This window comes from Lewinellaceae bacterium, from assembly GCA_020636135.1.
GTDB lineage: Bacteria > Bacteroidota > Bacteroidia > Chitinophagales > Saprospiraceae > JAGQXC01.
In genome coordinates this window covers 1,933,761-1,949,769 of sequence record JACJYK010000001.1, presented here as the reverse complement: position 1 = coordinate 1,949,769, position 16,009 = coordinate 1,933,761, and the positions used below count along the sequence as shown (strand labels likewise).

Sequence of the window (16,009 nt, the reverse complement as noted above, 5' to 3'; positions counted from 1 at the left end):
AAGAGAAATGTGTTCAAAAGTTCTATCGATTTTTTTTGTGGACCTGAGGTTATTTTATACTTTGACGGTCTAGCAAACGCAAGCCAACTTAATTCATGATAACACTTGTAATTATTGTTTTTATCCTCGGATACGTAACCATTGTATTTGAGCACCCATTAAAGCTGGACAAAACTGTACCGGCTCTGATTATGGGAGCCCTCTGCTGGGCTCTTATTTCGTATGGTCATCTTCAGGTATATGATGACAATCATCAGGCCAGTGATCTGAGCGCTGTCCTGTTACATCACATCGGGAAAGTTGCAGAGATCCTTATTTTTCTGTTAGGAGCAATGACCATTGTGGAATTAATTGATCTCCACAATGGATTTGCCGTTATCACCAACCGGATCAAAACGACAAGTAAGAAGACAATGCTCTGGATCATCGTTATCCTGGCATTCTTCCTTTCCGCCACACTGGACAACCTTGCTTCCACCATCGTGCTGGTGTCCCTTTTGCGCCGGCTGGTGCCTCATAAAGAGGAACGCATCTGGTTTGTCTGCATGGCTGTGATCGGTGCAAATGCCGGTGGAGCCTGGTCTCCTATCGGCGATGTAACCACCACCATGTTATGGATCGGCAACAAGGTTTCTTCACTGGGACTGATAGAACATCTGGTCCTGCCATCCCTGGTCTGTGTGGTACTTCCTGCATTTGTGGCTTCTTTCATGAAGCCGTTTAAAGGGAAGATCAAACTAATCCATGGTAATGCCAGCGCTGAGGCTCAACAAGAAAAATTACTGAGCAGCAAAACCATGCTCATCGTGGGTGTGGGCGCACTGATATTTGTTCCCATTTTCAAGGCGATAACCCACCTGCCTCCTTACGTAGGAATGATGCTGGGATTAGGAGTTGTATGGCTGGTATCCGAATACATCCATCCGGAAGAGGATTTCACCAATGAACGCAAGCACCTGTATTCCGCACACACCGCACTGTCAAGGATCGAACTGTCCAGCATCCTGTTTTTTCTGGGGATCCTGGTCGCCGTTGCATCACTGGAATCTTTGGGCACCCTGTTGCATCTTGCTGAATTCCTCGATGCCAAAATACCGAATCAGAACCTGGTCATCCTGGTATTGGGTTATGCCTCTGCGGTCATTGATAATGTACCTTTAGTTGCGGCTACCATGGGGATGTACACCTTCCCAACAGATAGCGCGATCTGGCATTTCATCGCATATTCTGCAGGTACCGGTGGCAGTATGCTGATCATTGGCAGCGCCGCAGGCGTGGCAGCCATGGGCATGGAGCGGATTGATTTCATCTGGTATCTAAAAAAGGTGTCCTGGCTGGCTATGCTGGGATTCCTTGGTGGTGCCGTGACCTTTATCCTGATATCAATGGTATTCTAGTTCTATTGTGCCCATCCAGGCAGACTGACTTCAAGACCTAGCAGTGGCACGATGATGAAGTATAAAACCAGGGTCAGAAACAAAATACTCAGCAGGTTCAGCTGAAAGCCGCAACGTGCCATATCCGGAATCCGCACCCTTCCGCTGGCAAACACCACAGCATTGGTACCTGTACCTGAAGGCAGCATAAAAGCGAACGAACAGGCTATGGTGGCAGGGATCATCAATATCAACGGGTTAACCTGACCGGCCAGAGCCATTGAAGCCCAAACGGGCAAAAAGATATTGGCAGTGGCGGTATTGGAATTGATCTCCGTCAGAAAAACCATGATAGTGACTACCGCCAGGAGGATCATCCAGGGAGGCAAGGCGCCGATGAAGCTCAGATGACCTCCGATCCAGACCGCCAGACCGGTCTCCCCAAAGGCTGATGCCAATGCGTATCCACCGCCCACGATAAGTACCACCCCCCAGGGCACCTGGGATGCTTCCTTCCAGGTCAACAATTTGTGTCCGGCACCATCTGAGATCATAAACAAGGCCAAAGCTCCTGCAATGGCAACGGTAGAATCGTGAACCATATTGGTTATCTCGAGCAGATCAGACCACCCTGGGATCACAAACCAACCAAAATCAATGGTTCTCCGGAATATCCAGCCTAAGGCTGTAATAGTAAACAGAATGAGTACCCGGCGTTCACCTTTGGATATGGGCCCAAGTTCATTCCATTGTTCTTCAATGATTTCTTCGCTTTCTTCAAATCTTCCGCTGATGCGAAAATACCAGATCATAAAAAGCCATAACAAGGGCAAACCCAGTATGACGACTGGCAACCCGGCCTTCAGCCAGGTGAAAAAACTGATCTCCGGAGCTCCCGGGTACAGCTCGGTGATCAATCCGGCCAATACCATATTGGGCGGCGTACCGATCAGGGATCCGGTGCCTCCGATGGATGCGGCATAAGCAATTGACAACATCATTGCCAGTCCAAACCGGGAGCCGGATGCCGCTGATTCATCCTTTACGATCAAAGCCATGGCAATCGGCAACAGCATGAGCACAACCGCCACATTGGCTATCCAGAGAGATAAAAAAGCCGTGGCAATCATGAAGCTAAGGATCAACTTCCGGCGACTGGTTCCGATATGACGAATGATGTATAGGGCAATCCTGCGATGCAGACCCTGGTATTCAATGGCACGGGCAATAAAAAAACCTCCCAGTAGCATCAATACATAATTGTGCCCGTAATTTTCTGCCGTTTCGGAGGCGGATAACACACCAAGAAGAGGAAATAAAGCCAGGGGAACGAGTGCCGTCATAAATATGGAAATGGCTTCCGTCATCCACCATACAGCCATCAGAAGGGTTACCCCTACCGCATGCCAGGCCGCTGGTGACAGCCCTCCGGGCGGAGGTAAAACCAAGGTCATCGCCACAAAAACCAATCCCACCCACAAGCCTGTCTTTTTTAACATTTCGTATGAATTTACAGATCTCTAAAGTGCTATCGAGCGAAGGGCAGGTTCTCCATGTCCACATTTCCACCGGACAATATAATACCGATCCGTTTTCCGGCAAATTGCTGAGTATGTTTCAGTACGGCAGCAAATGGCACCGACCCGGAAGGTTCCGTCACCAGTTTGAGCCGCTTCCATAGCATAGCCATTGCATCAATTATTTCTGGTTCACTGACCGTCAATATTTCTGAGACGTATTTTTTGATCAACGGGAAGGTATATTCTCCCAGGGTTGTCTTGAGTCCGTCTGCGAGGGTATTGGTTGAAGTATTCCCCTGGATGGATCCGGCATGCATAGAGCGGAATGCATCGTCGACGGCCTGAGGTTCTGCTCCGAATACCTTCACACCGCTTCCCGCATAATGGCTCCACAGGGCTGTCCCACTTAGCAGACCACCCCCTCCCACAGGAGCAACGATCATATCCAGATCGGGCACTTCCTCCAGGAGTTCTTTGGCGGCCGTAGCCTGCCCGGCAATTACATTGTAGTTATTGTAAGGGTGTATAAAATAAGCCCCCGTCTCCTGACATATTTTGTCCAGGGCTGCCTCCCGGGCTTGCTGGGTGGGTTCGCAAAAGGTGATCTCAGCACCAAATCCCCTCGTGGCTTCTATTTTTACTTTCGGTGCATTGGAAGGCATTACAATATAAGCCGGAATACCTAACTGGTGCGCAATGCAGGCAGTAGCCTGAGCATGGTTACCGGAAGAATGCGTCGCAATACCTTTTGCCCGGTTCTCTTCAGTCAGCGCAAGGGCCGCACTGGTGGCCCCTCGCAATTTAAAAGCCCCAATCTCGTGAAACTGTTCAGCTTTGAAATACAGACTGCAACCCAGATCCCGGTCAAGAAACCGGTAGTTCAGGGCTGGTGTGGGCTGTACCAAATGACCAATTCCCCGGTGGATGATTTCAATTTGCTCGCGGGTAGGGACATCATTCAATAAAGGCAATCGTTCCGACATATACGGTAAGTTATTTTTATTGCAACATTGGTTGTTAACGGCTGGCTTTCTGGAAACAATAGACCAATGCTTCCATATCCTCCGGTGTATTGTACACATGCGGAGCTACCCGGACAAATGCTCCCCGGTTTGATACGTAAACCTTGTGTTCCCGAAACAGGGACTGAAGCAACTCCCGGTCAAATTGATCCTCTGGGACATAAAGACCTGTCAGATGGTTAGCCCGTGATATTTCCGGTTCGATCTGTACTCCCGCATTTTCCAGCATTTCATATGGTTTACGGATCAATTCTCCGCAATAGGACTGAATGGCATAAACGCCCCAATCGAGTAACTGGTCAAGAGCTGTTTTCAACATGGGCAGCAAGGCAAAATTAGATGCCTCGCCTACCTGGTATCTCCCGGCATAGGGCCGGTATTCGGATTGGTAATTCACCAGGCTTTCAAACCGGTCACTGAATTTCCGGTTTATCCAGGCTTCTTCGATCGGAATACCATCGTCCAGCGCAGGTCCATAATAGGCCATGCCAAGCGAATAAGGGCCCAGCATCCATTTGTATCCACCAACAATCAATGCATCCGGTTGTATCCTGTTGATACTGAAGGGCATTGCTCCAATGGATTGGGTGCCATCCAAAACCAGCCAAGCCTGGTGCTGGAGCGTCCTGGCACGGATGGCATCCAGATCCAGCTTTAATCCATGGGCCCAATGAACGGGCGCACAGGCTACCGCCATGGTTTTATCGTCAATGGCTTTCAGTATGGCATGATTCAGTGCCTCGCTGCGGGAGAACAGATCCTGACCCGGTTTGATGATCCGGACTTCCAGATCAAATTTTTCTGCCAGCCGCTTCCAGCTGTAGTAATTACTGGGAAATTGTTCGGATAACAGAATGATATTGCCTTGTGGTTTTACCGGTATATTCTGGACAACCTGTGCCAACCCATAGGATACGGATGGTATAAGTGCCACACGCTCCCACTCTTCGGTCTCCACCAGCATGGCAAACGTCTTGCGGACGGCATCCACTTCGGTAAAAAAGTCTTCCGGATGCAACAGGTAAGGTTTGGTCTTACGTCGAATTCCCCGAATACCTGCCTCCTCAACGGATTTCAGATTGGGTGACATATAGGCCGCATTCAGGTAATGAATGTCCGGATCCAGATCAAAAAGCTCTTTCTGACAACTCAGTACTCCCATAGCTATGCTTTCCAGTAATAGAAATTATTTCCGATGAGCTCAAAACCACATGACTTGTAAAGAGCATTGCCCACCTGATTGGTGACTTCAGTCTCCAGCATAATTCCAGCACGATCTTCCTTCCTGCACAATACCTGCACATGTTGGATCAACATCCTTCCCAGCCCACGGGATCTGAATGCCTCCTCAACAAAAAGATCATTCAAAACCCAATTACGACGCATCCCAACAGATGTAAAAAAAGGGTATAATTGAACAAATGCCCGTGGTTCACCGGTTATATAACCAGCAAAAATCCTCGACTCATTATGCTGTAACCGGTCAGTAAGGAATTGCCGTGCTCCGGCCAAATCGGTCTGTTGCCGGTAAAACTGGCGGTAAGCATCAAATAAGGGTATGATGGCATCCAGTTCTTCCGGAGTCTTGATTTCCCTAATTTCGGTCATGCTTAGGTAAGCTAATGTCTTGGGTAAATTTATATTTTTATTTAACAATCTTCCGTTATGCGCAAAGCAATCCTTCCAGTGATCATTTTTTCTTTTTTGGCAGGCATCGCCGTTGGTTTTGTTTATAAACCGCAACCAATCACGTCAGGCGATGTCCGGGCCGCCTCTAATCTTTTTGACCTGTCCTTTGATGACCCGGAAATTGACTCTATGCTGGGAGGTCTTGAGGACAACCGGTCGGCATTCCAGTCGCTCCACGACACCACCCTGGCCAACTCTATATGGCCTGCCCTTCAGTTCAATCCTTTCCCGGCGGATTTTCAGGTTCAGCGATTGCAATATCCGGTACAATTTGGCAAAGCGCCCAAGGTGAAGCGGCCGGAAAACATGGACGACCTGGCCTTTTATTCGGTCAGGGAACTGGCTGAGCTGATCCATGACAAAAAGCTAACCTCCGTAGAACTGACTACATTCTGCCTTAACCGGTTGAAAAAATACGATCCGGAACTACATTGCGTCATCACACTAACAGAAGACCTGGCCATGGAACAAGCCCGCACAGCAGACCGCGAAATCCAGCAAGGGCGTTACCGGGGCATTCTTCATGGCATCCCGTTTGGTGCCAAGGACTTGCTGGCGGTTCCCGGCTATCCAACTACCTGGGGGGCAAAACCATATGAAACGCAACATTTTGATTCTACGGCAACAGTCGTCAAAAGACTGGAAGATGCAGGAGCTGTCCTCGTTGCCAAATTATCCATGGGCGCACTAGCCTGGGGTGACGTCTGGTTTGGAGCGAAGACCCGTAATCCGTGGAATACCGAGCAGGGCTCTTCAGGCTCTTCGGCCGGTTCTGCTTCCGCTGTATCCGCTGGATTAGTCCCATTTGCCATTGGCACCGAGACCCTGGGGTCCATTGTTTCGCCATCCACCGTCTGCGGAGTCACCGGATTGCGTCCTTCCTATGGCCGCGTAAGCCGTTCCGGAGCTATGGCCCTAAGCTGGTCCATGGACAAAATTGGGCCCATCTGCCGGACCGTGGAAGATTGCGCCATTGTCTTCAATGCAATTTACGGACCTGATAACCGGGATCCCTCTGTTGTCAACGCGGCCTTTAACTATAATACAAATGCAGATGTCAAGAAATTTAAAATAGGCTATGTGCCCCGGGATTTTGAACGTTCCTATGCTTTTCACCAAAATGACAGCATCTTTCTTGCCCAGGTAAAATCCCTGGGGTTTGAGCTGGTGCCGATCGAATTACCGGAGATCCCTGCCATCCGGTTTATCCTCAATGTTGAAGCAGCAACTGCTTTCGATGCGCTGACACGATCCAACCAGGATGACCTGCTGGTAAGACAGATCAGGAATGCCTGGCCAAACGTTTTCCGCACAAGCCGATTTGTTCCCGCTGTGGAATACCTTCAGGCAAACCGGCTGCGGACCGGACTGATTAATGAACTCTACGAGCGGATGAAAGGCATCGATCTATACTTATCCCCTTCGTGGTTTGGACGGAACCTGACTCTCACAAACCTGACCGGGAATCCATCAGTGGTCATGCCCACCGGATTAAAGGAAGGCCTACCAACCAGTATAACCATGACAGGCCAACTTCTCGGCGAAGACAAATTGCTTTTATTTGCCCGTTATATTCAGGACCATACGAATTATCACATGAATCATCCACCGAAATTTCTAAACTGATGCCCGGATATAAAATTGCGTGTGCTAAGGTCAAAACCATGAACCATTGATTGGTTCATATGGTTTATTTGTATTCACCTGGAACACCAACCACCCGGGTCCGCGTTTTGCGCAGTTTATTAAAAGCGGATGGTTGCTGCAAACTAAACTATGATCTCCTGGAAGTTCTCCCAATATTTCGAACCTGAGGATGGCGACCTCTTTGACAAACTGTTTAAAGTTTTTCAGGAGCTGCTTTTATATACATCGGGTGATGTGAGGGAGGCTTTAAGCTGGTTGACCGAGCTGGATAAAACCTATCACCTTACCACCGAAGATTACGGAATGGCCGATTTTATCCAGGACCTGATCGACAAAGGATATCTGCAACCGGATCAGGAGGCGCAGGGTGGATTTTCCATCTCATCCAAAATGGAAGTGGCCATCCGGCAGAAAGCACTGGAAGATGTATTTGACTCCATACGCAAAACAGGACGTGGACAACACTCTACGACCTCGCCAGGATTGGGAGATGAGTTCACTTCAGAGATCCGGCCTTTTGAATTTGGTGATAAACTGGATCGTATTGCTATTTCGGAGTCACTACGCAATGCCCAGATCAATCACGGCATTGATGACTTTACCCTGACCGAACAAGACCTGGAAATACAGGAGACTTTTTACCAAAGTCAGATGAGTACCGTGCTGATGATCGATATTTCGCACTCCATGATCCTTTACGGGGAAGATCGCATCACTCCGGCCAAAAAAGTTGCTCTGGCGCTGGCAGAGATGATCCGGACCCGGTATCCCAAAGACACCCTTGACATCATCGTTTTTGGAGACGATGCCTGGCAAATTGAATTATCGGAGGTGCCTTACCTCCAGGTCGGGCCTTACCACACCAACACGGTTGCCGGGCTGGAACTCGCGATGGCCATCCTCCGAAGGCGTAAAAACCCAAATAAGCAGGTTTTCATGATCACCGATGGCAAGCCCACCTGCATCAAGGTTGGGAAGAAATATTACAAGAATGCATACGGTATAGACCGGAAGATTCTGAACCGTACGCTGGCGCTGGGAGCCAAGTGCCGCAAGCTGGGTATCCCGATTACCACTTTTATGATCGCCAGTGATCCTTACCTGGTTGAATTTGTGGATAAATTCACTGCTGCCAATCAGGGCAAAGCATTCTATAGTTCCCTCGAAGGACTGGGAGAGTTCCTCTTCATGGACTACAAACAAAACAAACGCAAAAGAAAATGACGCAAGCGAAAACGCTGGGTGAGCTAAAGAAAAATGGCTACCAACCACTGACCATCAAGGAAGAGTTGCGCAAGAACCTGATCAGCTCACTGAAAGAAGGCACCAATCCATTTAACGGGATTGTGGGGTACGAGCATACTGTCATACCAGATATCCAGCGGGCGCTGTTATCCAAACACAATATATTATTGCTGGGACTAAGGGGACAGGCAAAGACCAAGATCGCCCGGTTAATGGTCGGCCTGCTGGATGAATACATTCCGGTGGTTGCCGGAAGTGAAATAAACGACGATCCACTGAAGCCCCTGAGCCGTTATGCAAAAGACCTCATTGCCGAAAAAGGTGATGATACCCCGGTCGAATGGATCCACCGGAACCGCCGGTATGTCGAAAAACTGGCAACACCGGATGTTACCGTGGCAGACCTGATCGGTGACGTAGATCCCATCAAAGCCGCAAATTTGCGCCTTCCATATGGTGATGAACGTGTTCTTCACTTTGGCCTGGTGCCAAGATCCCACCGTTCCATCTTTGTCATCAACGAGTTGCCGGACTTACAACCGCGCATCCAGGTTGCCTTATTTAATATACTTCAGGAAGGAGACATTCAGATTCGTGGCTTTAAAGTTCGGCTACCCCTGGATCTTCAATTTGTATTTACCGCCAATCCGGAAGATTATACCAACCGGGGATCCATTATTACGCCACTGAAAGACCGCATCGAAAGCCAGATCCTGACCCATTATCCGGGCACCATCGAGATCGCAAAACAAATCACCAGCCAGGAAGCGGATATCGAGCCGGAGGTGCGGAAAAATGTTCACATTCCCGACTTAATGTTAAACCTCCTTGAACGCATATCTTTTGCGGCCCGTGACAGTGAACTCATTGATGAACGGAGCGGTGTTTCAGCCCGCATGAGCATTACGGCGCTGGAAAATCTGTACAGTACAGCAGAACGGCGCATGCTCATCAATCGTGAAATCCAGACTACTGCGAGGATTACGGACTTTTGGGGAGTGATACCAGCCATCACCGGCAAGGTAGAATTGGTCTATGAAGGAGAACAGGAAGGACCCTACCAGGTGGCGTTGAACTTGTTAAGCACTGCGGTGAAAGAAGAATTCCTGACCCATTTCCCGCATCCGAACAAAGAGGAACGCAAACACGAAGGGGATGCTTATTATGCCATCCGTCAATTTTTCGCGGACGGACATGAACTGAACCTGCCCAACGACGCATCTGATGCCGCATTCACAGAGGCCTTACTTGAAATTCCAGGATTGAAGGCACTGGTCAAATCGTTCTCTGATGAGGACAAGCAAGCCTATATGGAATTGGTCATCCATGGTCTGGCCGAGTTCAACGTGGTCAATAAAGAATTGGTTGGCACCACCCTGTCCTTCCATGACTTTTTGTCGAACATGCTGGGCGACCTGGACGAGGACGAAGATTAACCCGGTAAATAAGGCACCTTAACGATAAGTCCGTGCGGCAATACCTTTCATCAAGGCATCACATTGGTTAAACCCAATTCATGCTACAGACCCTTTTATTTAGAAAACATTAGGAATTCAAGTGATCAAGCACTTCACTTTGTCGCCATAGCATGGTATGACTCCTCAGCGAATCACTTGCTCATCTTGCATAAATGGGCATCGCAACGAATTCAATTGCATGATTTGGGTTAAACGGAATTAACGTTCGCTTAAGAAATTGGGATTTCGAAATAAACCTATATTTGTAGCGCTTTGAGGACAGGGTTATATGTGTACTGCAATAGCCGGTTCCTTGGATTGTTCACCTATTAAGCCGATACCGCCGTGTGGTTCTTCATATTTCTGATCGTTGGTTACATCATTTGGAGTGTAGGTCTGTACCTGCTGTTTCCTAAAGCAGGCATCGAAGGATGGAAAGGATTGGTTCCATTTTACAACATGGGCGTATTGGCTCAAATGGTCGGTCGATCACCGTACTGGGCTCTGTGGCTGCTCTTTCCCATCGTGAATATCTTTTATTATTCAAGCCTGGTCATTGATGAAGTCAGGTCTTTTGGGAAATACAGTTTTGGTGAAAGTGTTCTGGCAGTACTTTTCGGCCCGCTGTACACGATTTACCTGGCCATGGACAAGAAGACCAGCTTTGTCGGCCCGGCCATCACCCAGGAGAAAGAATTTCGGTCTCAGCTGGCTGAAGCTCATACCGCCGGAAATACCAAGCTGATCCGGCAGTTGGAGGCAAAGAATATTTATAAAAAATCGCCTGCCCGGGAATGGGTTGAGTCGATCATTTTTGCTGTTTTTGCCGCCTCCTTTATCCGTATGTTTCTCATCGAGGCATTTGTGATCCCTACCTCCTCCATGGAAGGTTCCTTACTTGTCGGGGATTTCCTTTTTGTAAGCAAAGCTAATTACGGCATCCGTACTCCCATGACGATACTGGCTGTACCTTTGCTCCATAACCGGATCCCTATTTTAAATGTAGAGTCCTATCTGAAGAAACCCAGTTTACCATATTACCGGCTTCCTGAATTACAAAGCATCCAGCGTAATACGCCATTTGTATTCAACTGGCCGGTAGGTGACAGTGTGTACATTATGCCCGACCGGTCCTATACCGCCGGCCAGGTCAGGCGCATTCCGGGGCTTGCCAACATGTTGCGTGGTAGCCATTTGGTCGTACGTCCTATTGATAAAAAAGATCATTACATCAAGCGATGTGTTGGTCTGCCCGGTGACACCCTGCAAGTGATCGATAATCAATTATACATTGATGGAGAGGCGCAGAAGAACCCGGAGAAAATGCAACTAGCCTACAGCATCCAGTCCGGAACAGGTCAAATCAATGAACTTCTCCTGGATCGGCTGAACGTCAACGTAACTGACCGTATGGGACCGAATATTTATAATCTGAATAAGGAACAGGTCATCGCATTACAACAGGAAGGCCTGGAATTGCAGATTATTAATCCGGAAGCCAATGATGTATTCCCGCACGACAAGTCGCATTATGGCAGCTGGACAGTTACCAACTACGGACCGATTTACATTCCCAAGAAAGGTGCAACTGTCGACCTCAATATGAGTAACCTGGCACTTTACCGACGGCTTATTCATGTCTACGAACACAATGACCTTGAGGTTGCGAATGGCCAAATCCTGATTAATGGCAGCCCTGCCACCAATTACACCTTCAAACAGGATTATTACTGGGCCATGGGAGATAACCGGCATAACTCTGAAGATTCCCGTATGTGGGGATTTGTCCCGGAAGATCACATCGTTGGTAAACCCTTGTTCATTTGGTTTTCCACCAAGAACGGAAGTATCCGCAATGGCATCAACTGGAACCGGATTTTCACCTCCGCCAATAAACATTAACCCCAACCATTAACCGCCTGGGACGGTTGTTCGGTTCTTCTTTATATATTAGCTACAAATGATCCGGGGAATGAAACAGCTACGCCAACCAATATTTGTATTGCTCGTCATCCTGGCTCCTTTCCTGTTGACGGCTCAACAACCACCAGCCACCGTGTTGTTTTCATTTGATGTGGTCATGCGAAATGATAGTATCGTAGCGCTTGACAACCCCATTTGCCTTTCCGGAGACAACTTATCCGGCTACAACAATCAGCCTGCATTTCTGAGTGACCAGGAAATACTGGCTTCAGTCCAGGCCGCTGGCTCAAACCAGACCGATATCTATGCTTTCAATCTGAGAACACGTACCAAACGCCGGTTGACGGCAACCAACGATTTTCGCGAATATTCCCCTACCCCGCATGGTGTTCAGTCCATGAGCCTTGTGCGTCAGGATACCGCCGGTTTACAGCAACTCTGGATATACCCTTTGCAAGCTACCGGCAAACCGAAACAACTTCTGTCCGGCTTCGATGTCATCGGCTATCACTGCTGGATGACGGACAGTACACTGGTCCTGTTTGAAGTAGGCAATCCCAATGTCCTGCAATGGGTCCATCTGGATGGATCAAAAAGCACTTTCGCTTCGGACGCCGGCCGGTGTTTGCAAAAATTGGACAACACCCTGCTTTACGTCCATAAGTTCAGTGACCAATATTGGTTCATCAAACGGTATGATCCTGTCGATCGACGGGCCCAGATCGTCACCGAAACCCTCTCCGGTTCTGAGGACTTTGTTCTCGTTGGTAAGGAACATCTGGTCATGGCGAAAGGTAGTTCAATCTTCCAGTTTAATCTGGCCCACCCTTCCGGATGGCATTTGATCCAGGATCTGGCACCTTATGGGATCACCCACATCACCAGGCTTGCTTACCGAAATGGGAAATTGATCCTGGTAGAAAATCCATCCTAGTTCATTCCTTACCCAGTTAAGCAGGTTATCTATCCATCAGTCTGGTGTTGACATGAAATTTTCATATTGACTGGCAAGCCTATGCCACTATTCTGGGGCTTATTGCATTTTTTTTCATTGGGAATGCAACCAATTTCTAAATTGAAAGTATTCATAACGAAGATTCTATAAAACGGAATAGTGACTGACGAACAGATTATGATGCAGGTCAAGGAAGGCGGAATACGACAGCTCGCCCTGTTGTTTGAACGCTACCAAAATCCGGTCTACCGGTACTTCCTGCAAACGGTACAGGACCAGTCACTCAGTGAGGACCTGACCCAGAACGTATTTGAGCGGATCATAAAATACCGCAACAGCTTCCGGGAGGAAAGTGTCTTTAAAAGCTGGATTTTTTCGATCGCCCGAAATGTGCGTTATGACCATTACCGGGGCTTGCGAATCACCGATGATCTGGGGAGTGTCTCTGAAGATGAAGCAGATCATTCTCCTGAAGATTTAATGGTGCAGATCGAAGATTCGAATAAACTACACCGGGCCCTGAACCACCTCGATCCAGAATACCGCGAGGTACTTATGCTAACCCGTTTTGAAGAATTGAAATACAAAGAAGTCGCTGTGATGCTCAATTGTACCGAAGGAACCGTCAAGTCCAAGGTCCACCGGGCTATTCAAAAATTGAAACACCTCTATCTGAAAGAAGAAGCATATGAAAACTTGGGATGAAAATTGGATGTGGGATTATCTGCGCGGAGAAGTAGCCGCCCCCGAGCGTGATGCGTTTGAAGAGGCGCTTACCCATAATACAGAATTAAGGGCCCGGCTGAGTGCAATGCAATCGCTGGATGAAACACTGGCCCGCATAGCACAGCCAACGCCTTCCAAACAGGTCAGCAATCGATTTTATGCCTGGCTTGATGAGCAGGAGTCTGAGGTAAAACCAAAAACGACAGCAAAGCGAATCCGATTTGGATGGAAACAAGGTCTGGCCATTGCCGCTTCCATCGCCCTGCTGGTAGTTTTTACCCAACAATGGCTGACTATGCGCCGGCTGGAGAACATTCAAAACCAACTGGCAAATAATCAACAGCAAGTGTGGATGAACAAGTTAAAAACCGACCCATCCACCTCCCAACGCCTGGTGGCACTGAATGAAACTGCCCAAATGCCGCTGGACCGTGATGTGCTTAATGCCTTATTTGATGTTGCTGCCAAAGACCCGAGTCCCAATGTACGACTAGCCGGGGTGGATGTTTTGAGTCAGCATATGGATGACCCGCAGGTCAAAGGATTTCTGGTAGGCATGTTAAAACGGGAAACCGACCCCAGTGTATTGATCGAAATCATCAATGCTTTCGGAATACGCAAAGATAAATCGGTAATCCCTGACCTTGAAAATCTAATGGCAAGGGAAGAAGTCCAAAAACAAATCAAAGGGGAAGCTCAAATGAGTATCAACAAAATCAATTCAATAGAATAAAACCTGATGTTATGAAACAAGTCAAAATTCTTTTAGCAGCTGCTGTAGCCCTGTTTGCAATTCCTGCTATGGCGCAAAAAACATTCTCCATTCCGATGTCGGGTGGAACGCTCAAAATTGTTGATGTCAACCAGGTTGTCCTGGAAGGCGGTTCCGGATCCGAAGTCAAAGTCGTCTACAACGGCCATGACAAGGATGACAATGACCGTGCCCAGGGTCTTCACCGGCTCAATGGAAAAGGCCAGACCGACAATACGGGAGGAATAGGTCTGTACATGGAAAAAAATGGAGCAGATGTGACCTTAACCGCTATTTCTGAGCTGGATAATAACGAGTATACCATCACGGTGCCTTCCAGTGTAAAGATTTATTACGAACACAATACCTACAATGGCCACGACCTGGTGATCCGCAAGAACACCTCGGAAATTGAAGCCAACTGCAGCTACAACAATGTAATCCTTGAAGATGCCACCTCACCTTTAACGATCAAGACGGTGTATGGACACATCGAAGGAAATATTGTCCTTAAAAATGCCACGGATGCGGTGACGCTGCATTCCACCTATGCGCTGGTCGATGTTGCACTGCCAGCTTCCAGCAAGGCAAATGTGCAGATGAAAACAAGCTATGGCGAGATGTTTACTGATTTTGACCTTACCTCCGATAAATCGAAGGACGATATGGACTGTCTTACCTGCAAGGACGTTTCTGGTAAAATCAATGGAGGTGGCAATCTGGTCAGCCTGAAATCCACCTACAGCAACATTTATCTGCGTAAGAAGTAATAAGCGCTCCATTAATTAACTAAAAAATGAATGACATGAGAGTAGTCTTTACCTTCCTTGCTGTCCTGGGTATTCTCAACCTGCACGGCCAGGAACAACAGGCCTTTGATCTGCGGGGTGCAACCGAAGTGGTCATAACCAGTGACTATCCCGGCCTCGATATTGAGAACGGGGATGCCCAGAAAGTTGATGTCAAACTGACTGGCGCTTCGGTCAAGGCAACCACCGTTACCTCGCATAGTGACAATGGAGTCCTCTACATCGACATAAATTTCGAGCCCGAAAATCAACGTCCGGTAAAAGTGACCTATGAATACGAAGATGGTTCTGTTGTGACTGAATCAGGAGATCAAATGAAGCAATGGAATTACCACACCTCTCCAAAAGCCACTATCCAATTACCTGCCTCCGTTAAGCTTAAGGTCCGGGCAACCTACGGGTCATTGGAGATTGCTGAACGGACGGGAAGCATGGATATTAAATCGACTTACGGAGGCATAACCATGAAATTGCCCCAGGGTTATAAACATGATCTGAAGGTGGAATCGGGGTACAGTTTTGTAGACCTCTCGGTGTCAAAATCGACCGGATTTGCTGTTGACCTGTCAAGCACATACGGAGAAATAATGAGCAACCTGGATCTTGAAATGGCCAAAAAAGACGGCATGACCGCATTGCGTGATACGCGCGTCAAAGGCACCATTGGAAAAGGTGGGCCGTTGCTGCAGGTATGTGCCACCTATCAGAACATTTACCTGCGGGGTTATTAGCAAAATAAGCTGTCCGCAGCATCGCAAAAAGGCCTGTGTCTCAACCAGGCCTTTTTGCATTTATCCAAAGATGCTCTTTCCTTTCTTCCATCCAAATTGTATCCCGCATACAGGCGAAATATCAATTTTAACAACGCTTATTTTATCGCTACGGTTTA

14 protein-coding genes are annotated in these 16,009 nt (G+C 48.1%); 10 read left to right on the top strand and 4 right to left on the bottom strand.

The genetic code is table 11. From position 1 onward, the window contains the following. The first annotated feature begins 95 nt into the window (after positions 1 to 95). Positions 96 to 1,397: a sodium:proton antiporter NhaD gene (gene nhaD, locus H6570_07305; GenBank protein MCB9319069.1), complete on the top strand. Its 1,302-nt coding sequence runs from the start codon at positions 96 to 98 to the stop codon at positions 1,395 to 1,397. Positions 1,398 to 1,399: 2 nt separating this feature from the next. Here the strand turns inward: nhaD and H6570_07300 are convergent, their stop codons facing one another. Genes H6570_07300 through H6570_07285 form a run of 4 tightly spaced genes read right to left on the bottom strand, consistent with a single transcriptional unit; the run spans position 1,400 to position 5,526 of the window. Beyond that, positions 1,400 to 2,875 (bottom strand): SLC13/DASS family transporter, encoded by a 1,476-nt coding sequence (locus tag H6570_07300; protein ID MCB9319068.1) that lies wholly within the window; start codon positions 2,873 to 2,875, stop codon positions 1,400 to 1,402. Positions 2,876 to 2,904: 29 nt separating this feature from the next. Continuing rightward, complete coding sequence (locus H6570_07295; protein MCB9319067.1) at positions 2,905 to 3,879, bottom strand: threonine/serine dehydratase; 975 nt, start codon at positions 3,877 to 3,879, stop codon at positions 2,905 to 2,907. 34 nt (positions 3,880 to 3,913) lie between these two features. Beyond that, positions 3,914 to 5,080: an aminotransferase class V-fold PLP-dependent enzyme gene (locus tag H6570_07290; GenBank protein ID MCB9319066.1), complete on the bottom strand. Its 1,167-nt coding sequence runs from the start codon at positions 5,078 to 5,080 to the stop codon at positions 3,914 to 3,916. A 2-nt stretch (positions 5,081 to 5,082) separates the two neighbouring features. After that, entirely contained in the window at positions 5,083 to 5,526 is a 444-nt protein-coding gene (locus H6570_07285; GenBank protein MCB9319065.1) for a GNAT family N-acetyltransferase, read from the bottom strand. Positions 5,527 to 5,583: 57 nt separating this feature from the next. Here H6570_07285 and H6570_07280 point away from each other — a divergent pair, with 57 nt between their 5' ends. From H6570_07280 to H6570_07240, 9 genes are all read left to right on the top strand, one after another. Beyond that, positions 5,584 to 7,233, top strand: a complete 1,650-nt coding sequence (locus H6570_07280; GenBank protein MCB9319064.1) for an amidase — start codon at positions 5,584 to 5,586, stop codon at positions 7,231 to 7,233. 150 nt (positions 7,234 to 7,383) lie between these two features. After that, complete coding sequence (locus tag H6570_07275) at positions 7,384 to 8,478, top strand: VWA domain-containing protein (protein MCB9319063.1); 1,095 nt, start codon at positions 7,384 to 7,386, stop codon at positions 8,476 to 8,478. Beyond that, complete coding sequence (locus H6570_07270) at positions 8,475 to 9,935, top strand: magnesium chelatase (protein ID MCB9319062.1); 1,461 nt, start codon at positions 8,475 to 8,477, stop codon at positions 9,933 to 9,935. Before H6570_07275 ends, H6570_07270 begins: the two co-directional genes overlap by 4 nt. 366 nt (positions 9,936 to 10,301) lie before the next feature. Next, complete coding sequence (gene lepB / locus H6570_07265) at positions 10,302 to 11,858, top strand: signal peptidase I (protein ID MCB9319061.1); 1,557 nt, start codon at positions 10,302 to 10,304, stop codon at positions 11,856 to 11,858. Between the two features lie 70 nt (positions 11,859 to 11,928). Continuing rightward, entirely contained in the window at positions 11,929 to 12,813 is an 885-nt protein-coding gene (locus H6570_07260; GenBank protein ID MCB9319060.1) for a hypothetical protein, read from the top strand. Between the two features lie 180 nt (positions 12,814 to 12,993). Further along, complete coding sequence (locus H6570_07255; GenBank protein ID MCB9319059.1) at positions 12,994 to 13,539, top strand: RNA polymerase sigma factor; 546 nt, start codon at positions 12,994 to 12,996, stop codon at positions 13,537 to 13,539. Then, positions 13,523 to 14,293, top strand: a complete 771-nt coding sequence (locus H6570_07250) for a HEAT repeat domain-containing protein (GenBank protein ID MCB9319058.1) — start codon at positions 13,523 to 13,525, stop codon at positions 14,291 to 14,293. The genes H6570_07255 and H6570_07250 overlap by 17 nt, the downstream gene beginning before the upstream one ends. A gap of 11 nt (positions 14,294 to 14,304) precedes the next feature. After that, entirely contained in the window at positions 14,305 to 15,081 is a 777-nt protein-coding gene (locus H6570_07245) for a hypothetical protein (GenBank protein ID MCB9319057.1), read from the top strand. A gap of 35 nt (positions 15,082 to 15,116) precedes the next feature. Continuing rightward, positions 15,117 to 15,851 (top strand): DUF4097 family beta strand repeat protein, encoded by a 735-nt coding sequence (locus H6570_07240; protein ID MCB9319056.1) that lies wholly within the window; start codon positions 15,117 to 15,119, stop codon positions 15,849 to 15,851. Positions 15,852 to 16,009: the final 158 nt, after the last annotated feature.